The organism is Actinopolymorpha singaporensis, from assembly GCF_900104745.1.
GTDB classification, from domain to species: domain Bacteria; phylum Actinomycetota; class Actinomycetes; order Propionibacteriales; family Actinopolymorphaceae; genus Actinopolymorpha; species Actinopolymorpha singaporensis.
Genome location: NZ_LT629732.1, coordinates 27,594 through 46,821, shown reverse-complemented (window position 1 = coordinate 46,821; position 19,228 = coordinate 27,594). Strand labels below are relative to the sequence as shown.

Annotated in this window: 15 protein-coding genes; 8 read left to right on the top strand and 7 right to left on the bottom strand. The window is 71.1% G+C overall.

What is annotated here, in order from left to right:
* Positions 1 to 36: 36 nt before the first annotated feature.
* Complete coding sequence (locus BLU27_RS00190) at positions 37 to 1,053, bottom strand: phytanoyl-CoA dioxygenase family protein (RefSeq protein ID WP_092649417.1); 1,017 nt, start codon at positions 1,051 to 1,053, stop codon at positions 37 to 39.
* A 109-nt stretch (positions 1,054 to 1,162) separates the two neighbouring features.
* Here BLU27_RS00190 and BLU27_RS00185 point away from each other — a divergent pair, with 109 nt between their 5' ends.
* From BLU27_RS00185 to BLU27_RS00160, 6 genes are all read left to right on the top strand, one after another.
* Entirely contained in the window at positions 1,163 to 2,245 is a 1,083-nt protein-coding gene (locus BLU27_RS00185) for an AraC family transcriptional regulator (RefSeq protein ID WP_157728115.1), read from the top strand.
* 147 nt (positions 2,246 to 2,392) lie between these two features.
* Positions 2,393 to 3,943: a bifunctional UDP-N-acetylglucosamine diphosphorylase/glucosamine-1-phosphate N-acetyltransferase GlmU gene (gene glmU, locus BLU27_RS00180; protein WP_479683690.1), complete on the top strand. Its 1,551-nt coding sequence runs from the start codon at positions 2,393 to 2,395 to the stop codon at positions 3,941 to 3,943.
* A complete protein-coding gene (locus tag BLU27_RS00175) occupies positions 3,940 to 4,920 on the top strand; it encodes a ribose-phosphate diphosphokinase (protein ID WP_092649414.1) in 981 nt (326 codons plus the stop codon). The genes glmU and BLU27_RS00175 overlap by 4 nt, the downstream gene beginning before the upstream one ends.
* A 194-nt stretch (positions 4,921 to 5,114) precedes the next feature.
* Entirely contained in the window at positions 5,115 to 5,774 is a 660-nt protein-coding gene (locus BLU27_RS00170; RefSeq protein WP_092649412.1) for a 50S ribosomal protein L25/general stress protein Ctc, read from the top strand.
* Positions 5,775 to 5,810: 36 nt separating this feature from the next.
* Complete coding sequence (gene pth / locus BLU27_RS00165) at positions 5,811 to 6,407, top strand: aminoacyl-tRNA hydrolase (protein ID WP_092649410.1); 597 nt, start codon at positions 5,811 to 5,813, stop codon at positions 6,405 to 6,407.
* A gap of 308 nt (positions 6,408 to 6,715) precedes the next feature.
* Positions 6,716 to 7,717: a glycoside hydrolase family 26 protein gene (locus BLU27_RS00160; protein WP_157728114.1), complete on the top strand. Its 1,002-nt coding sequence runs from the start codon at positions 6,716 to 6,718 to the stop codon at positions 7,715 to 7,717.
* A 74-nt stretch (positions 7,718 to 7,791) separates the two neighbouring features.
* On the opposite strand, the gene BLU27_RS00155 is transcribed toward BLU27_RS00160, so the two are convergent.
* Complete coding sequence (locus tag BLU27_RS00155; RefSeq protein ID WP_172804837.1) at positions 7,792 to 10,887, bottom strand: oligosaccharide flippase family protein; 3,096 nt, start codon at positions 10,885 to 10,887, stop codon at positions 7,792 to 7,794.
* Positions 10,888 to 10,900: 13 nt separating this feature from the next.
* Positions 10,901 to 12,616, bottom strand: coding sequence for a hypothetical protein (locus tag BLU27_RS00150; protein WP_092649405.1), 1,716 nt, complete (start codon positions 12,614 to 12,616; stop codon positions 10,901 to 10,903).
* A 312-nt stretch (positions 12,617 to 12,928) separates the two neighbouring features.
* Between BLU27_RS00150 and pssD the strand changes: the two genes are divergently transcribed.
* Positions 12,929 to 13,432, top strand: coding sequence for a PssD/Cps14F family polysaccharide biosynthesis glycosyltransferase (pssD, locus tag BLU27_RS00145; RefSeq protein ID WP_092649403.1), 504 nt, complete (start codon positions 12,929 to 12,931; stop codon positions 13,430 to 13,432).
* A 15-nt stretch (positions 13,433 to 13,447) separates the two neighbouring features.
* A complete protein-coding gene (locus BLU27_RS00140; RefSeq protein ID WP_092649401.1) occupies positions 13,448 to 13,948 on the top strand; it encodes a glycosyltransferase in 501 nt (166 codons plus the stop codon).
* A 13-nt stretch (positions 13,949 to 13,961) separates the two neighbouring features.
* On the opposite strand, the gene BLU27_RS00135 is transcribed toward BLU27_RS00140, so the two are convergent.
* Genes BLU27_RS00135 through BLU27_RS00120 form a run of 4 tightly spaced genes read right to left on the bottom strand, consistent with a single transcriptional unit; the run spans position 13,962 to position 18,968 of the window.
* The gene (locus BLU27_RS00135) at positions 13,962 to 14,957 is read right to left on the bottom strand and encodes a glycosyltransferase family 2 protein (RefSeq protein WP_092649399.1); all 996 of its coding nucleotides are present in this window, start codon (positions 14,955 to 14,957) and stop codon (positions 13,962 to 13,964) included.
* Entirely contained in the window at positions 14,954 to 16,381 is a 1,428-nt protein-coding gene (locus BLU27_RS00130) for a GumC domain-containing protein (protein WP_092649397.1), read from the bottom strand. Before BLU27_RS00130 ends, BLU27_RS00135 begins: the two co-directional genes overlap by 4 nt.
* Positions 16,378 to 17,658 carry a phosphotransferase gene (locus BLU27_RS00125; protein ID WP_092649395.1) on the bottom strand — a complete coding sequence of 427 codons (1,281 nt, stop codon included), beginning with the start codon at positions 17,656 to 17,658 and terminating at the stop codon, positions 16,378 to 16,380. The genes BLU27_RS00130 and BLU27_RS00125 overlap by 4 nt, the downstream gene beginning before the upstream one ends.
* Positions 17,655 to 18,968 carry a hypothetical protein gene (locus BLU27_RS00120; RefSeq protein ID WP_197681617.1) on the bottom strand — a complete coding sequence of 438 codons (1,314 nt, stop codon included), beginning with the start codon at positions 18,966 to 18,968 and terminating at the stop codon, positions 17,655 to 17,657. Before BLU27_RS00120 ends, BLU27_RS00125 begins: the two co-directional genes overlap by 4 nt.
* Positions 18,969 to 19,228 lie beyond the last annotated feature (260 nt).

The window sequence follows — 19,228 nt, the reverse complement described above, 5'->3', positions numbered from 1 at the left end:
GTGCCTGCCACGTACGTTCGAACAGGTTGGGCAGGTTCAGCAGATGCGGTCCTTCTGCCAGCGGATCGACTCGTCCCACTCGCTGCGCCGCAGGTTCAGGTCGCGCCAGTACCAGCGCACGTCGCCCGGGGACCAGCTACGGCCGGAGCCGGACGTGGCCGGCGCGTACGGGTCCGGCCAGTCCGCGTACACCTCGTCCCAGCCCAGTACGTCGCAGTGCACCCGCAGCGATCCCTCGTGCAGCGGATCCGCCGCCGGCTGGTAACGGAAGTCGCAGGACAGCCGCACCCGGTCGATGGCCGCGTGCGGCAACGCACGGTGGACGGTGTGGCTGGAGAAGGTCAGTACGTCGCCGGCCGCGAAGTCGCCCTGCGCCCACGGCAGGTCGAGGTCGCACAAATACGCCTCCAGGCCGCCGGCGCCCTCGGCCGCGTGGTAGGACATCAGGCCCTCGCGGTGCGAGCCGTCCAGCACGGACAGGCCGCCGAGCTCGCGCGGGCAGTCGCCGAGCGGGAACCACGCCGTCCACACCCGCGGCGTTCCCTGGATGTGGATGAAGTCCTGGTGCGGTGGCGTCGGCCGGGTGACCCCGCCCGGGATCACCACCCGGGCGATGTTGCGCGGATGGGGGAGTACGTCCTCGCCGAACAGGTTCCGGTAGACCGCGAGCAGCCGTGGATGGTGGGCGAGTTCGTGGAACTCGCGTACCCGCTGGATGTCGGCGTAGGCCGCTCTGGTGATGCCCACGCCGCAGAAGGCCGTCTCCTCACGCGGCACCCGGTCGAACGCCGCGACGTCGGCGATGCCGTCCGAGACCGGCGTTCCGTCGACCAGCCAGCCGTACCGGCGGACAATCTGCAGGAACCGCCGGCGCAGGTCGAGCACGTCGTCGACGGGCAGCAGTCCGCGGAAGAACAGGTAGCCGTGCTCGTCGGCGCGGGCCCGCAGCGCGGCGGGGTCGTCGAGGAGTGCGGAGGAGTCGAGGAAGTCCGCGGTGCGCGCCGCCGTAGCCGGCGTGGCCGGTGTCGTCGGTGTCGTCGCCGGTGTGGTCATGGTCGCTCCCGAGTGCGCGTTCGCTCCCGATCGGCGGATGCGTCCAGCCCACCACGCACCGGGGCCGTCGCGACATGGTCTGGGCTGTCGAAGACTGGAGGATCCACGCATGACAGGTCCGTTGCCGGACGTGGCGCCGCGGGCAGCCTCGGGAACCACCGCGGTGACCGAACCGGCACGGGCACCGAAGCCTCTCGGCGGGCCCCTCGGTCAGCCCCTCGGTCAGGCTCTCGTGCAGCCCCTCGATCCGGTTCGCACCCCGCCGGCGCCGCCCGCGTTCCCTGCGCTGCTGCAGGCCAACGCCGTGCAGTTCGGCCCCGGCGAACGCTTCGGCTTTCCCCGCGTGGAGTCGCGCATGGTGACCTGGTGCCGGGCCGGCCGGGGCGAGGCTCGGGTCAACGGGGTGCGCTGGTCACTGGTCCCGGGTGTGCTGCTCGTCCTGCCGTGGGGACACCGGATCCACTACACGGCGGCCGAGGTGGACCCGTTCCTGCTGGTCGGTGTGCACCTCGTACCGCGGCACGACGAGGGGTTCCCGCTGGAGCCGACGGTCCCGCACGACCCGAACCACCGCTACGCCGGCTGCCGCTGGCGGCGCGACGGCGAGCCCGACCTGGGTACGCAGGTGGTGGCCACGACCGCGGACGCCGCGCCGGGACTGGCGCAGCTGAGCGCGTACGCGGTGGAGGTGTGGCGGCGGGGTACGCCGTCGGAGGCGTCGATCCGGGCGCTCGGCACGATGATGGTCGACGAGCTGACCGGGCTGGCGTACCAGCTCGCCGCGCGCACCGGCGACCAGGCGGGGTACGCCGGACCGGCCGGCTTCGGGGGAGGCGTCGGCGGCGGCAGCTCCGACACCTGTGTGGTGCCGGACGAGCTGCGCCGCGTTCTGGCGTACGTCGAACACCATCTGGCCGACCGGCTCACCGTGGCCGGGCTGGCCGAGGTCGCCGGCTGCAGCGGGGCGACGCTGAGCCGTCGGTTCGACACCTATCTGCACCGGTCGCCGATGGGGTGGGTCCTCGACCAGCGGATCGAGCGCGCCCGCGGGCTGCTGCGCACCACGCCGCTGACGGTGGCCCAGGTCGCCCGGCGGTGCGGGTTCGCCGACGCGAACTACTTCTCCCGGATCTTCCGCGACCGCACCGGCCGCCCGCCCACCGCGTGGCGCCGCCGCGAGCGCCTGCTCTGACCCGGCGGCATTCCGACCTGAGGGCATTCCGACGGCATGCCGGCCTGAGGGCATCCGGCCGACCCGCTGACCGGGCCCGGCCACGGGAGCGTTCGGTCACGGATATGCTCGCCCCGAACCTGCCCGCGACGCCTGAGGAGCACCCCAGTGATCGCGTCTGTGAAGCCGGCCGCCGTCATCGTGCTCGCCGCCGGCGAGGGCAAGCGGATGAAGTCCCGGACCCCCAAGATGCTCCACCAGCTCGGTGGCCGCAGTCTGCTCGCCCACGCGGTCGGGGCCGGCCGCTCGCTGGAGCCCGAGCACCTCGTCGTGGTCGTCGGACACGCCCGCGAACAGGTGGCGGCTCATCTGGAGGCCGTCGACCCGGGTGCGCAGCCGGTGGTCCAGGCCGAACAACGCGGCACCGGCCACGCCGTCCGCACCGCCCTGCAAGCTCTTCCGCCACTACGCGGCACGGTGGTGGTCACGAACGGCGACGTCCCGCTGCTGCGGCCGGGGACGTTGCGCGCCCTGCTCGCCACCCACGAGGAGCAGGGAGCCGCCGCGACCGTACTGACCGCGCAGGTCGCCGACCCCACCGGTTACGGCCGGATCGTGCGTGGACCCGACGGCGCTGTGCGGGGCATCGTCGAGCACCGCGACGCCACCCCCGCCCAGCAGGCGATCGCCGAGATCAACTCCGGCATGTTCGCCTTCGACGCCGCCCGGCTGGCCGACGCGCTCGGCAGGCTCGACTCCGACAACAGCCAGGGTGAGGAGTACCTCACCGACGTCCTCGCGATCCTGGCCGCCGACGGGCACCGGGTGGGCGCGTTCGTCGCCGAGGACGAGACGGAGATTCTCGGCGTCAACGACCGCGTGCAGCTCGCCCAGCTCGGCCGGGTGCTCAACGACCGGATCCTCACCGAGTGGATGCGGGCCGGCGTCACGGTCGTCGACCCCGCGACCACCTGGGTGGAGGCGACGGTACGCCTCGAACCCGACGTCACGCTGCACCCGCAGACCCAGCTCAGGGGAGCGACGAGCGTCGCCTCCGGTGCCGAGGTCGGCCCCGACACCACCCTGACCGACGTCACGGTCGGCCCGGACGCCGCGGTGGTCCGCACCCACGGCGAGCGCGCGGTGATCGGCGCAGGCGCCAACGTCGGTCCGTACGCCTATCTGCGTCCCGGCACCAACCTGGGCGAATCCGGCAAGATCGGGACCTTCGTGGAGACGAAGAACGCCGAGATAGGCCCGGGCGCGAAGGTGCCGCACCTCACCTATGTGGGCGACGCCACCATCGGCGAGGGCACCAACATCGGCGCCGGGACGATCTTCGCCAACTACGACGGGGTGCACAAGCACCACACCGACGTGGGCCGGCACTCCTTCGTGGGCAGCGACTCCGTGCTGGTCGCGCCCCGCCAGATCGGCGACGGGGCCTACGTCGCCGCCGGTTCCACGGTGGTCAAGGACGTCGGGCCGGGCGAGCTGGCGGTCGCCCGCGGCCAGCAGCGCAACATCGGCGGCTGGGTCGCCCGCAAGCGTGCCGGCACCCGGACGGCCGAGGCCGCCGAGGCGGCGCAGCGGGCGCGGTCCGGCGAGCCGGCTACACCATCCGGGCGGGAGGCGACGGGGGAGACCGGCGCACCGCACGCGAACGGGACGAGAGACACTGGCGATGTCGATGACGCGCCGAAGAGGAGTGAGCAGTGACCGGGATGAAACTCACCACCCAGAAGAACCTCATGCTCTTCTCGGGTCGGGCTCATCCCGAGCTGGCCGACGAGGTCGCCGAGCTTCTCAAGGTCGACCTGGTGCCGACCACCTCGTACAACTTCGCCAACGGTGAGACGTACGTCCGGTTCGAGGAGTCCGTGCGCGGCTGCGACGCCTTCGTGATCCAGAGTCACCCGGCGCCGATCAACGAGTGGATCATGGAACAGCTGATCATGGTCGACGCGCTGAAGCGGGCCTCGGCCAAGCGGATCACCGTGGTGACACCCTTCTACGGCTACGCCCGGCAGGACAAGAAACACCGCGGCCGGGAGCCGATCTCGGCCCGGCTGATGGCCGACCTGCTCAGCACGGCGGGCGCCGACCGGTTGATGGCGGTCGACCTGCACACCGCCCAGACGCAGGGCTTCTTCGACGGACCGGTCGACCACCTGTTCGCCCTGCCCGTACTCGCGAGCTACATCGAGACCCGTGTGGACACCTCCCGGGTCACCGTCGTGGCGCCCGACTCCGGCCGGGTGCGGGTCGCCGAACAATGGGCCGACCGGCTCGGCGGCTGCCCGCTCGCGTTCATCCACAAGACCCGCGACGTCAACGTCCCCAACTCCGTGGTGGCCAACCGCGTGGTCGGTGAGGTCGAGGGCCGTACGGCAGTGGTGGTCGACGACATGATCGACACCGGCGGCACCGTGGTGAAGGCCGCCGAGGCACTGGTCGACGCCGGCGCCGCCGACGTGATCGTCGCCGCGACGCACGGCGTGCTGTCCGACCCCGCCGTCGACCGGCTGAAGAACTCCCGCATCCGCGAGGTCGTGGTCACCAACACGCTGCCGATTCCGCAGGAGCACCGCTTCGACACGCTGACGGTGCTGTCCATCGCCCCGCTGATCGCCCGGGCGATCCGCGAGGTGTTCGAGGACGGCTCGGTGACCAGCCTGTTCAACGGCGCAAGCTGATCACCTGCGGGTTTCTCATCCGCGACTCGGCGGACCCCTGCGCGTTCCCTGACAGGTCGACAGGTATTCTTTCCCGGTTGCCTCGGCGAGGGACGCCCGTTTCCGGCTCCGTGATCGACGCGGTTGCGGACATGTGCGCCGCCGAGCAGCCATCGACCGCAGCCGACGTCGCACGTTCTTGAGGAGTAGTTCCCGTGTCCGAGGTCAAGATCAAGGCCGAGTCCCGCACCGAGTTCGGCAAGGGTGCGGCACGACGGATCCGACGCGCGGGTCTCGTGCCCGCCGTCCTGTACGGCCACGGCAGCGCTCCGGTGCACATCACGCTGCCGGGTCACGAGCTGATGCTCGCGCTCAAGACCGCCAACGCGCTGTTCGACGTGGACCTGGGTGAGCGCAGCGAGCTCGCGATCCCCAAGCAGGTTCAGCGGGACCCGATCAAGGGCTTCCTCGAGCACGTCGACCTGCTGATCGTCCGCCGCGGCGAGAAGGTCGTCGTCGAGGTCCCGGTGACGCTGACCGGCGAGGCCGCACCGGGCTCCCTGGTCTCCACCGAGCACACCACTCTGTCCGTCGAGGCCGAGGCCACGCACATCCCCGCGGGGATCGAGGTCTCCATCGAGGGGTCGGAGGTCGGCACGCAGATCCTGGCCAAGGACATCCCGCTGCCGCGCGGCGTGACCCTGCAGCTGGAGCCGGAGACGCTGGTCGTCAACGTCGCCGCCGCGCCGACCGCCGAGCAGATCGAGGGCGAGCTGGCCGAGGCCGGTGTCGGCGAGGGCGAGGGTGCCGAGGCTGCCGCGCCCGAGGCGACCGAGGAAGGCGCCGGCGAGGAGTCCTCCGGCGAGCAGGAGTAGTCGAGCCGTACGCCGGCGCGACCTGCGTAAGCCTTCATGTCCGACAGTAGGTCCGAAAGCCCATGGCTGGTCGTGGGCCTGGGCAACCCCGGGCCCACGTACGCCGCCCATCGGCACAACATCGGCCAGCAGGTCGTCGACCTGCTGGCCACCCGGGTGGGCGGAAAGATGAGGCCCCACCCACGTGGCCGCGCGGACGTGCTCGAAGGTCGTCTCGGCGGCGTTCCCGGCGTACGCGTCGTCCTGGCCCGGCCCCGCTCCTACATGAACGAGACGGGTGGCCCGGTTGCGAGTCTGGCCACCTTCTACAAGGTTCCGCCCGAGCGCGTGGTAGCTGTCCACGACGAGCTCGACATCCCGTTCGGCGCGCTGCGGCTCAAGCTCGGTGGCGGCGACAACGGGCACAACGGTCTCCGATCGATTCGCCGCTCTCTCGGCACCGGAGAGTTCCACCGGGTCCGGTGCGGCATCGGCCGCCCGCCCGGACGTCAGGACCCGGCCGACTTCGTTCTGTCCGGCTTCTCCGCGGCCGAGCGCAAGGAAGTTCCGCTGTTCGTCGACAACGCCGCCGACGCTGTGGAGGCACTGGTCGCCGAGGGGCTCGACCGTGCGCAGAACACCTGGCACGGCTGACTTTCCGGGCCTGCCCGCCCCTTCGATGCCCGTGAGGGTTGACCACGACGTTCAGGTCACGGTTCGATCTCGCATGCAACTTTCTCCGTCACCGGGGAGTCGGTGGGTACGTAGGTGCCGGCTTCGCGCCCGGGGGGTGCGTGGAGCCGGCATTTTAATGTTTACCCTCCGGCCCACTGGGAACCCCTTTTTGTCGGACACACAGCTTCGTTTGGCTGAGGCCGACAACGACCCCTGCCTATGGTGAATGAATTGGCCAGACGGGAGGGGCCATCGTGTTTCGGAAACTTTTTCTCGCAGTAGTACTCGTGGTCGTGCTGATTGCCGGTGCCGCCTGCCAGCCCGGCCAGAAGTCGACGCCGGCGGGGAAAGTCGTGAAGAGCACCTGCGGTGTGGGCACAAAGCTCACGCCGAAATGTGGCGCGTGGTGGGGCGTTGCCGCCAATCCCCTTGCCGGGGAAAGCTGGGACCAGGCGCTGACGAATTTCGAGAACCAGATTCAGCGTCCGGTGAACATCGCGCACTACTACCACTCGTCCGGGCAGTTGTTCCCGACGGCGACGGAGATAGCCCGGGCCAACCAGGCAGGCAAGGGACGCCTGCTGTTGATCAACTACAAGCCCGAGGGCGGGAAGACCTGGGCGCAGGTGGCAGCCGGTGCGCAGGACCAGAGGCTGGACGAGCTGGCGGCGTACGTCAAGGCCCACTTCAACCAGCCCTTCTTCCTTGTCATCCACCACGAACCGGAGAACGAGGTCGTTCAGACGTCGGGATCCGGCTACTCCGCACAGGACTACCGCGCGATGTATCGCCACGTCGTGCAGCGGTTGCGCGGGAACGGAGCCACCCAGATCGTCACCGTGATGAACTACATCGGGTTGCCGACGTGGGGCTCGAAGTCGTGGTTCGAGGACCTCTACCCCGGCAACGACGTGGTCGACTGGATCGCCTATGACCCGTACATCTTCGGTAGTGGCGATTACTGGGGCCCCGTTTCCGATCTCTTCAATCGGAAGTTCTCGCAGTACCCGAATTGGCCCGGCTTCTACACCTGGGCCACGCAGTTCGCGCCCGGAAAGCCACTGATGCTCGCCGAATGGGGAGTCGCCGAGCAGCCAGGAAATCCGGCCGGAAAACCGGATTTCTTCAAGGCCGTGGGTTCACAGGCGAAGAACTGGCCTGCGGTGAAGGCGATGGTGTACTGGAACGCCGCGTCCGACCGGACGGTCGGGGCGACCCGCATCGACTCCACGACGGCGTCGTTGCAGGCGTATCGCACCACGGGGCTGTTGCCGTACTTCAACCCCTAGGCCGATCAGGAGAGCGCTGCGGAACCACCACCGACTGGCCCTTACGCCAGGCGTGCCGGCCAGCGGTGGTTTCCCTAGAGCGGTGGGTCGTCCGGACGTGCGGAGCGGATCCCGGCGAACAGGTGCCGGCCGTAGTTGTCGGCGTACGGCGCCACCGCGTCCTCGTCCGGTCCGAGGTCGACCACCCGGTCGAAGCTCGTGTGAGTGGTGAGGAAGCGGTGGACGTGCTCGGTGTCCCAGCCGCGCAGCGACCGGGCGAACCACGCCTCGTGCTCCTGGCCGGTGTCGAGGAACAGCACTCGCCCGGTCACCGAATCCAGGAGTCCGGCCAACTCCTCCGCGGACACGCTGGCCCGGCCGAGGACGAAGTGGTGCAGCAGGCTGAAGCAGGACACCACGTCCCACTTCCGGCCGGCGTCCCGGGCCGCGCGGAGGAACTCCACGGCGTCGCCCACGGTGATCCTGGCCGGGTCCAGCCCGTAGACGCCGGCGGCGAGCCGCGGTGCCAGGGGGTCGCGTTCGATGCCCTCGGCCGCGAACCCGCGCTCTTCCATCCGGTGGACGAACCACCCGTAGCAGCAGGCCACGTCGAGGTAGCTGTGGCCGGGCCCGTCGATGCCCTCGGTCGCCAGCCGGCGTTCCATCATCGACAGCCGGTCGGTGCAACGGCGTACGGTCGTCCAGCTGCGCTGCAGTTCGGGTGCGTCGATCGGCTGGTACAGCTCCTTCTTCCCGCCGATCCAGCTCATCTGCCCCAGCAGGTCCTGCAGCGGCGTCGTCACCGCAACGCGCTTCACCTTCACCGAGGCGGACTCCGCGCCGCGGTGCGCGAGCAGGGCCAGGCGGTGGTGGCCGTCGAGCACCTGGAAGCAGTCGGAGTCGCGGATCGGTGCCACCAGGATCGGGTCGGACGGGCCGCTCTGCCCGGCCCGCACCAGCTCCCCGCCGCTGTCAGGTGTCGATGCGGTCGCAGGGCCGGTACCCGGACCGTTCGTCGGGCCATTCGTCGCGCCGGTCGTCTGCACGGTGCCCGTCGCTCGATCGGGGCCGGCCGCGCCGGCGACGGCGGTTCCCACCGCCGTACCGACCGCGATCGGCGACGGCACGCCCCCGGGCGGGCCGGCGGCTGCTGCCCGGGCAAGGAACGACCGGGCGACCTCGACGACACCGCGTTCGTCGGTGGCCCAGAAGTAGCGTCCGGTCAGCAGCAGGCAGCGGCGGGCGTGTTCGGCGTACGGCGAGGCGAGGATGGCCTCGTCGGTCAGCTCACCGTGCTCGGCCGCCAGGCGGAGCAGGTCGGCGTGCGGCCCGCGGGTGATCGGCGTGGATGCCCACAGCAGGTCGTCGAACTCCGCCGCGTAGGGGGCCGCTGGTACGCCGTCCTGGATGCCGAGCAGCAGCCGGTCCAGCGGCACCCGTGCCAGCCCGGGCCTGCGGAGCACCAGCGTGGACAACGCCACCCGGGCGCCCTGAGGAAGCGGTAACCGGCGCAGCGCGTTCACGCCGGCCAGCAGGGTCTCCCCGGCGGTCTGCCGGGCCCGGCCGTGCAGGCGCCGCACCGGAGCGCCGATCCGGCCCATGGGTATGCCCGCCAGCGCCGTTTTGAACGCCGCGAGCTGCAGGTGGTTTCGGCCCTTCCACAACAGCGCGGCGTACACCGCACACATCGGGACCAGCCAGCCGATCACCACACCGACGTTCATCGGTGCGACGAGGTGCACCAGCAGCGGAACCACACCGAAGCACAGACCCGCTGATGCGGCGACCCACAGCACGGGCGGGCCGAACGACATCACGCCGTACGCCCGCCGCACCTGCACCATCGGCAGCGTGTTGCGGACCGCGAGCGCGGCCGCCCACGCGATCGCCGCACCGGTGATGCCGAGCCGGGGAACCAGGAGGACGACGAGCACGACGTCGACGACGAGGGCGGCGGCGTTGTTGACCAGGCTCTGCCGACTGCGCCCGGCCATGAGCAGGACGACGTCCACCGAACCCGTGGCGGTGGTGGCCAGCATGGCGAGGGCCAGGATGACGACCGTGGCCCGGCCGGCTTCGTACCCACCGCCGAACACCTTCAGCAGCACCGGTGCGGCGACCGCACTGCAGAGGTAGATCGGCCACGCGAGCGCCATCAGCCACGCGGTCGACGCCGAGAACGCCTCGCGAACCCCCGCCAGGTCCCCGCGGGCGAACAACCCCGCGAGCTGCGGCTGCAGCACCTGCTGGATGGCCTGGACACCGAGCTGGCCGAGGACGAGGAAGCGGGTCGCGGCGGTGTAGACGGCCGCGTGCCGCGGGGACAGCAGCGCGGCGACCAGGACGATGTCGGAGCGCTGCAGCGCGACCTGGCAGATCCGGCCCAGCGCACGGGGGGCGGTGAATCCCCAGAAGTCACGGGCGAGGGTGGCCGGCGGCGCGACGTCTCCCGGCGTCGGGCCGAGGGGGTCGCCGGCCGGGTCGGCCTGCAGCCTGGCCACGAGCGAGCGGTACCACCACGCTACGCCGAGCAGGCCGACGGCGTACGGCGCGACCCAGGCGACCGCCAGCCACACCGGGCCGGCGCCGACGAGCAGCACGACCACGATGCAGAGAATCTGCCCGGGCAGCCGGCCGAGCTTCTCCACGATGACGTTGGGCCGCATCGTCTGGTGTGCCTGGGTGGCGGCGAGGATCGTGTCGTACGCCGTGGCAACCGGCAGGCTCACCGCGAGCACGCGCAGCATCGCCGTCATCGTGGCGCCGTGCTCCGCGCTCGTGACGCCGCCGCTCTCACCGGTGCCCAGCACGGTCGCGAGCCACGGCGCGACCAGCCACACCACCACCGCGGCGGCGGCACTCAGCCCGAGGACGGGACGCAGGGCGATCCACACCGTGCGCACCGCGCCGGCGAGACTGCCGGCGGCGAGCTGGCGCTGGATGGTGTGCGCCAGGCCGACGTCGGTCCCCAGGCCGGAGATCGCGGTGACGATGAGGAAGAACGACGTGGCCGCGAACAGCATCCCGGCGACGTCCTGGGGGACGCCGTTGGCGACCACCACGACCAGGGCGATGCTCGCCGCCCCGCCGACGAGCGTGCCGGCCAGGTTGAGGATTCCGTTGCGTGCCAGCCGTTGGATGGATGGCGTACTCGCTGTACTCGACGTAGCAGCCGCAGTCACCGAACTCACCGCGTGTATCTCCCTAGGACCGTGGCCGGTCGAGTGGTTCGTCGACCGTGGTGTCCGCGGTCGGGTTGGACGACCAGTGGCCGCCGTTGGTCGGACGAGCTCCGGCCGGAGGGGGCCCGGCCTGCCGGGTGTATTCGGGGGAGCGGGGCCGTACGGCCTGGCCGTGGGCGGGCCGGCGGCCACCCGCCTCGCGTCCCCGGCGTTCCTCCCGGCGTTCCTGGCGGCGCGAGTGCCCGCCTCCGCCGCGGCGCGCCGACACCCCCTCGACCATCACGGCGCCGAGCAGCACGGCGTGGACGTGCTCAAGTGCCGCGGTCGCGACTGTGAGCTCGGTACGGGTGGTGACGCCGACCGCGCCGACGAGCACCACGCCGTCGGCCAGCGAGGCCAGTGCCTGCCCGTCGGCTCCGGCGGCCGGCGGTCCGCAGAGAATCACGTAGTCGTACCACTCCCGAAGCCGGGTCAGGGTTGCCCGCATGGGCTCGGAAAGCAGTTGGTCCATGGTCTGCCGGGCGGGATAGCCGAGAGGGAGCACGGCGAGGTTGTCCTCGGGCTGGACCAGCAGTTCGGTCAGGTCGGCGATACCGGCCAGGAGTTCGGACAACCCGGGAAGCTGCGAACCGCCGCCGACGAGCAGCCGGGACACCTCGCCGGTGGTGTCGACGACCGCGACGCCGAACCCTGCCCGGGCCAGACCCACCGCGAGCCCGGCGGCCTCGGGAGCCGCGCCGATTCCGTCCGACATCCCGGTCACCGTGAGCGTCACCGGCGGGACGTCGGTGCCGGTGATGATCGACGTACGCAGCGCGCGGTAGGGCTCGGACAGGTCGATCGGGTCGGTGGTGGATCGGCGCAGCCGCATCCGCCGGCCCGAGCCGACCAGCCCGAGCAGTTGGACGCCCAGATGCTCGACGTCGTAAGGGTGGTGCAGCCGCGGGTCGACCCGCGTCCGGAGCAACGCGAGAGCCACACCGAGCAACAGGCCGGCGACCGCGCCGGCGCCACCGAGAACGATCGCGTCGCGGGGCCCGGTGCCCGAGTCCGGTGCCGCGGAGCTGATCACCTGGCCGGGCCACTGGTCGCTCGCGGTAAGGGTGCTGGTCTCGCTCTCCAGGCTGGCCAGCTGGGAGGCCAGTGCGCTCAGGCGTTCGGCGAGATAGGCCCGCCGGGAATCGCTCGTGTCCGTCCGGCCCATCTCGTCGCTCAGCTCGTCCAGCGACCGCTGGGTTCTGGTCTGCTGCTGGTGGATCTTGCTCAGCCGGGAACTGATGATCGAGTTCGCACGCCGTTCGCGATAGGAGAGATAGGAGTCGGCGAACGCCTGCGCACCACGGACCGCGTCGCGGGAGGAGCGGGCGGTGTACGACACCTTCAGGACCTGCGTGTTGGTGGGGTTCTCCACCGCGACGTGAGTGCGGATCTCCTCCACGCTCTGCGACAGGTGCAGCCGTCGGCGAACGTCGGAGGCCACGCCGTTGGTGCCGACGAGCTGGGCCTCGGTCTGGAGGTTCACGAGTTGGTCGCCGCGGCCGTCGGGGGTGTACGGATTGCCCTGGAGAGGGCTCAACAGGATCGAGGAGCTCGCGGTGTAGTGCAGACCATTGCGCAGTGCCACCCCGGCGCCGGCCGCTCCGAACACCACGCCGAGGACGACCAGGAGAACGAGATGACGGCGGAGCGCGTCGAGTACGAACGACGTGAGCGCGGACGCGTTGTCGTCGTCGCGCATGAACCCCCCAACTCCCGTGCCGTGCTGGACCGACGGTAGACCAGCAGCCCGTGTTTCGGTGCCGTTTGGGACGATTGTTGCCGGTCGGCAACGGTCCTGCGCCGCCGGGTGCTTTCCCCTATCTTCTGAGCAAGAATTGGTTTATGAGACCCATAAGCGGTGGGTAGTACCTAGCTCCAGCAAGTGTTCTGGGACCTTCTCCGCCACCACGACGTTCAATCGCAGCCCCACCACTCACCTCCGAAGGCAAAAGATCACCTATTTCGGCACTTTCCACCACGCACCGTGCTCAGAATCGTCGGGGGGGCGAACATGCACGTGATCAACGAGGCCGCACCGGCCGAAGAGGCAGTGACCACGTCACCGCAGCGCCTGCTCCTGGTGGGTTCCAGCGGCGGTCACCTCGCCCAGCTCCTCGCCCTGAAACCCTGGTGGGAGGGGCGGGAGAGAACCTGGGTCACGTTCGCCACCCAGGACGCCAAGGCGAGGCTCCGCGACGAGCAGGTCGCGTGGGCGTACTTCCCGACGACCCGCAGTCTGCGCAACCTCGTACGCAACCTTGTGCTGGCCGTGCGCGTCATCCGTCGTGAACGCCCCGACCTCGTCGTCTCCACCGGTGCGGGTGTGGCGTTCCCGTTCTTCCTTGTCGCCCGGCTGATGCGGATCCGGACCGTCTACCTCGAGGTGTACGACCGGCTCGACAGCCGCACCCTCACCGGGCGGCTGTGCCGGCCGCTGTCGTCCCTTTTCTGCGTCCAGTGGGAAGAGCAAGCCACGCTTTACAAGGGCTCCCACGTGGTGGGAACCCTCCTCTGAACCAGGCGGAGCAACATGCGAGTCCTCACCATGGTGGGCACAGACCACCACCCGTTCCACCGCCTCGTTCGCTGGGTCGACGAGTGGAGCAGGCGGTTCCCTGCCGACGACTGCATGATCCAGTACGGCACGTCCATGCCTCCCCGCCACGCCCGTGGCCTGGCCTACGTCGAACCCGACGAGCTCAACGCCTGGATGGACAAGGCCCAGGTGCTCGTGTGTCACGGCGGGCCGACCACCATCGTCGAGGCCCGGCGTCTCGGCCGCCGCCCGATCGTCGTACCGCGGCGGTCGCGGTGGGGCGAGCACGTGGACGATCATCAGTACCTCTTCACCGACCGGCTCGCGCAGACCGGCCAGGTACTCACCGCGACCACCCAGCACGAGTTCGAGCTCCTGCTGGACGCGGCGCTGGCCGATCCGGTGATGGTGCGGCGCGGCGACACCGACGACGACCGGAAGACGGCCGCGACCGTGCAGCGGTTCGGCTCACTGGTGGCCGGTCTCTTCAGTTAGGGCAGGACAGACCCTAAATTCCGCGGCCGGCCGAGTTCGCCAGCCGCATCGCCCGGTCGGCGGACACGAACCGCAGCGCGACCGCGATCGCGGCGTAGGCGCGTGGGTCGCGCGGGTTGAGCCGAAGGGTGTGCCGGGCCCAGCGCAGCGCCGACCGCCGGTCACCGATGGCCGCGTACGCGAATGCCTTCCTGCCCTGCTGCCGTGCCTGCGCGACGGGGTCGGTGCGCAACACCTGGTGCTTCGCGAGACCGTAGTCGATGGCCTCGATGATGGTCGCCCAGCGGTCGGAGAAGTACGACTGGCTGCCCCACAACACCTTCACCAGTGGGCGTTCGACGACAGCGATCGGTCCGGACTGCGCTGCGCGCAGTATCCAGTCGAAGTCCTCGCCGTAGCTGCCGGGGATCTTCTCGTCCACCAGTCCGATGCGGTCGCGCAGCGCCTCGGCGCGCACCAGCACCGTCGACGGGTGCGCCTCCATCACCCGGTGCCGGGCGATCGCGACGGCTACGACGTCGGCGGTGGACGGGACCCGGGTGATCACCCGGTCCTCGTAGTGGACCTCGATGCCGGACACGGCCACGTCGGCGCCCGTCGCGGACAGTTGCGCAACCTGCAGCCGCAGCTTGTCCGGCAGCCACTCGTCGTCGTCGTCGCAGAACGCGACCAGCTCCCCGGCGGCGGCGTCGATGCCGGAGTTGCGGGCACCGGCCAGGCCGGGCGTGCGGGTGTTGCCGATCACCCGGATCGACCTGGCCGGGCGGCGGGCGAGGTCGCCGGTGCTCGTGCCGGGGCCCCTGTCCGTGGCGAGCGAGGTGTCCGGTGGCGTCTGGTCGAACACCACGACGCACTCGACCGGGCCGGCGTAGTCCTGGCCGAGGGCCGCGCGCACGGCACGGCGGAGGAGTTCGGGCCGGTCGCGGGTTGCGATGACGACCGAGACCAACGGCATGCCCGGTGGTACGGCCGAAGGAGTGCTGGTGGACGACGTGGGGTGGGTGTTCATCTGAAGCTGCTCCGTTCGGCGCGGGTCGACCGGTTGCCGATCGCGACGGTGGCGACGCGCGGCCCCGCTGCCCGGGTGAGCAGGCGGGCGCAACGGTCGAGTTCGGTCCGGGTGCTCTGCGCGAGGTCGGCGACCAGCAGCACGGCGTCCGAGGCCCGGGCCAGCGCGAAGGTGTCCCTGGCGTCGGGACGGCTGGTGGGTACGCGCACGTTCAGCAGCGGGTCACCGGCGGTGTGGGCCGCCGAGGTCAGTTCGGTACGCAACTGGTCGGCGAGGGCGGCGGTCAGGTCGTCCGCACAGGGCCCGGTGACGAGGACGACCGGGGGATCATCGATCGAAGGGCCGGCCGGACCGGTGGCGGAACCAGAGGCCGAACCGACGGCGGACTCCCCGGCGAGGATGAGCCGGACCTGTACGGCGAGAGGATGCAGGTCGGCGGCGTCGCGGTGCCCCGCGGGACGGCGCAGGGCCCGCCCGTCGACGAGGGCGACCGGCGCCAGGCCGGTGGCGGCGGCGACCTCCGCGACCTCGTGCACTGCCGGACGGGCCCACTCGCGCGCCGCGCCGACGGCCAGTCCGGCCAGCAGTCCGGCCATCAGCCCGGACATCGGCGGTACCTCGGCGTTGTGGCGTTCGGGCCGTGTCGGCAGGGTGGCTGGATGCACGACCGTGGCGGTGTTCGACCCGGTGAGCGCGGTCTTGGTCAGCGCATCGTCGATCTGGCCGATCTGGGACTGGATCTGCCCGCGTGGCACCAGGTTGGCGGGTGCGGGACCGGGAGCAGCCGTGTCGGCTTCGGAGTCGCCGGGTTGCATGCTGCCGGGTACCGGAATGGCGTCCAGCAGGTCCTGGAGGTACGTACGGCGGGAGTCGAGGGCCGTGGCCACCCGGTCGGCGCGTGCGGTGAGCATCTTCGTCCGGTAGCGGGTGAACTCCTCGGCCAGCACCTGCGCTCCCTGCTGAGCTCGCCGGGGGTCGCGGTCGCTGAAGCCGATCTGGTACACCCGGGTGCTCGTGGGAACGGTGATCTCGGTCCGGTCGGCGAGAGTCGCAGGATCGGGGTGGCCGGGCAGCCGGCGGGCGACCGCGGTGAGCACGGGCTCCGAAAGCAGCAACGCGGCCTCGGTGTCCTGGGTCCACTCCCGTGGGTCGACGGCCGGTGCCGCCGGGTCGACCGAGATGGCGAGGTAGGCAGGCGTCGCCGGCGCGAACACCTCGACCGTCGACTGGTAGTTCGGTGGCGTACGCAGCGACCCCAGCATGCCGATCGCCAACCCCACCAGGCCCAACAGGCAGCACACCAGCCAGTGCCGGCGAACGAACCGCGAGTACCCCGCCACCTCGAGGGTGTCCATGGTGTCGGACGTCGTACCAGGGCCGGGTGCGGTGACGGACGCCGTGTCGGCCGGGGTGGTGCCGGTCATCGGTCCACCAGTCCCCTCAGCAACGCGATCAGCCAGGCCGTGCGGGCACGCAGCGGCGTGCCCTCGACGGGCTGGCTGGCAACGGCGTACCGGCGGGCGAGCTCGACGAGGTAGACCACCTGGACGGCCTCGGGATCGTCACCGGGCGCACAGTCGCCCGCCGCTTCCCCTGCCGACCCCCGGGCGGCCCCGCCGGTGAGCAGACCTGCTCGCGCCCGCTCGGCCGCGGCCGCCTCCCCGTACGAGCGCAGCATCGACTGCAGGCGGTAGTGCGCCAGGTCGAACCCGAGCGGGACGCCGACGGCGAAGCGTTCGAAGTCCCACAACAACACCTGGTCGTCGTCCCAGGCCATGTTCCACGGGGTCCAGTCGCCGTGCCAGGCGCCGAACGTCAACGGTGTCGACCCGAAGCGGCGCTCCACGGTGGCGACGATCCGCGCGAGTGCCGCCGCCTGGTCCGGGTCGGTCAACGCGGGCGGGCCGGCCCGAGCGCCCTCCCACACCAGGCTGCGGTCGAGCGGGCGCCGGGTCGTACCGAGCCGGCCGCCGAGCTCGGCCATCGCGGCGGTCGGTACGTCCGGGCGGCTCCAGCGGGTGCGGCCGGGCAGCATGGGCTCGAGGACCAGCAGCTCCAGCGAGCGCCACCGCCCGTGGTGCAGGACGCGGGGCGCACGGACGAGCTGCCCCGCCGGGCCGGCGGACCAGTACAGCCCGAGCGCCTCGGCCTCACCACGGACTAGTTCGGTGGTCACCGGCGACGACCCCACCTTCACGAAGGCGAGAGTGCGACCGTCCGGTGTGAGCGCTCGCAGGATCGGCTTGCGGTTGGCCCGGGGCGGGCCGACGCCGACCGTGACCAGTACGTCGCTGCCCAGGAGCTGCGAGAGGTGGTCCTCGATCGACTCGACCGGCCGGCCTGCCGGCACGCTGACGGTGAGCCGGTCCGGGGCGAACCGGGCCACGGCACTGTTGCCGAGGCGGGTGCCGGCCAGCCGAGCCATCGCGGCCCGGCTGTACCGCTCGCGGCGGGACAGCCCCTGGCTGTACTTCCGGAACAGCTCCGCGGCGACCCGCGGGGTTCCCACCGGAAGCGCAAGCCGGGGTTGACGCCGGTCCGGCAGCAGGGCGTACTCGCGTACCACCCGGTGGTCCTGGGGCAGCGGGCCCTCGGCCCGGCTGCACGCGGGTGCGGGCCACAACAGCCGGATGGTCTCCAGCAGCGCCTCCAGCGTGGTCTGGTGGCGGTCCTCGGTGGCCGGCCACGGCAGCTCGCTCATCGCGCCCCCTCTGCCCTTCGTTCCGTCCGCGGCATCCGCGCCATCAGCCCCACCGCGATCATCACCGTGATCAGCGGGGCGTCGAGAGTGTCGTAGACAAACAGCTCGATGGCCCAGAAGATGAGCGTGACGCACCCCGCGATGCACAGCGCCGCACGATCTCGGCAGTGCGCGATGAACCGCCGGGCGAAGAAGTACAGGAACAGCGCGAGGCCCACCAGCCCCTGGGAGAAGACGACCATCCACAGCTGGCCCTGCGTGCCGAGCGGCGGCACACCGCAGGCCGGACAGTCCGGTGTCGATCCGCCGGCGATGGAGAAGTAGCTGCCGCGTACCTTCCGGGTCGATCCGAAGCCGAGGGCCGGCGATCCCTCCACCACGTTGCGTACGGTGTCGGTGGCGAGCTGGGACCGGCGTTCGTTGGAGTGCGGTGCGTTGAGCCGGGCCTGCACCATCGTGCCGAGCGGGCTGGCGACGAACGCGATGGCGCCGAGCAGGAGCGCCGCCACCACGGCCTGCAACGCCCACACCCTGCCCATCGCGGCCAGCCGCAGCGCGAGGTAGAGGATGCCGACGCCGAGTGCCCCCCACAGTCCGCGGTTCAGCGAGTAGACCACCGGCACCAGACTGAGCAACAGGACGATCGGCGCCAGCCTGCGCCGCCACCCCGCGTCGGGACCGAACCACGCCAGCAGGAAGAACGGCAGGTACAGCGAATAGTTGGCGCCCCAGGAGTTGGCGAACGCGAACGGCGCGATCGGCCGGCCCTCTGCGTACCCGAGGATGTTCTGCGTCTCGGCCGCAGCCGGATGGATCATCGGGTTGATGAACGAGTTGGCGGCCACCGCGTGCGGCAGCACCAACTCCAGCACCGAGCGAAACTCGAACCCTGGCGCCACGACGCCGAGCAGCCCGCCACACGTGGTGACGACGAACATGAACCCCAGTAGCCGCAGCACCCGACGGGTCGGCAGCCGGCGCTCGTCGGCGTTCACCACGTAGAGCAGGAAGACGGTCGCGGCGAGGTACATCGCGGCGCGGAAGCCGAACACCATCAGCCGCCCGGCGCCCCCGCCACCGGGTTCGCCGGTGGGTGCGTCGCTCCACAGCATGGTCGCGCCGGCCAGCATCCAGGCCAGGAACAGCAGCCAGGTGCCGAAGCCGCGGGGTACGCGCAGTCCCCGCCGGCGAAGGAGTTCGACGGCGAGCGGCACAGCGAAGATGACGAACGCGAACGACGTGAGGCCGAGTACCCACCACAACGGGAACAGCAGGAACAACGCCGTCAGCGGCCACCCGGGCCTGAACACCCTCGGGGTGGTCCACGAACCGGCCGACCCGGTGCCCACCGGAGGCGTCACCGTCGTGGCCCGTGTCGTCGCAGCCGGTGGCGTCGCGGACGTCGCTGCTGGATCCGTCGACGGAGGAGTTGTCGCCGGGCGCGTTGTGAGCATGGCGTTCCGCGCACTCTCGCGCTGCTCGTCCCGCACCGGGTGGCCTCCCAGGGTGGGTTGTGCGAAGGCCGACCGGGCCGTCGTTCGGGGCAGGGAAGTTGCACCGTCGCCGGACT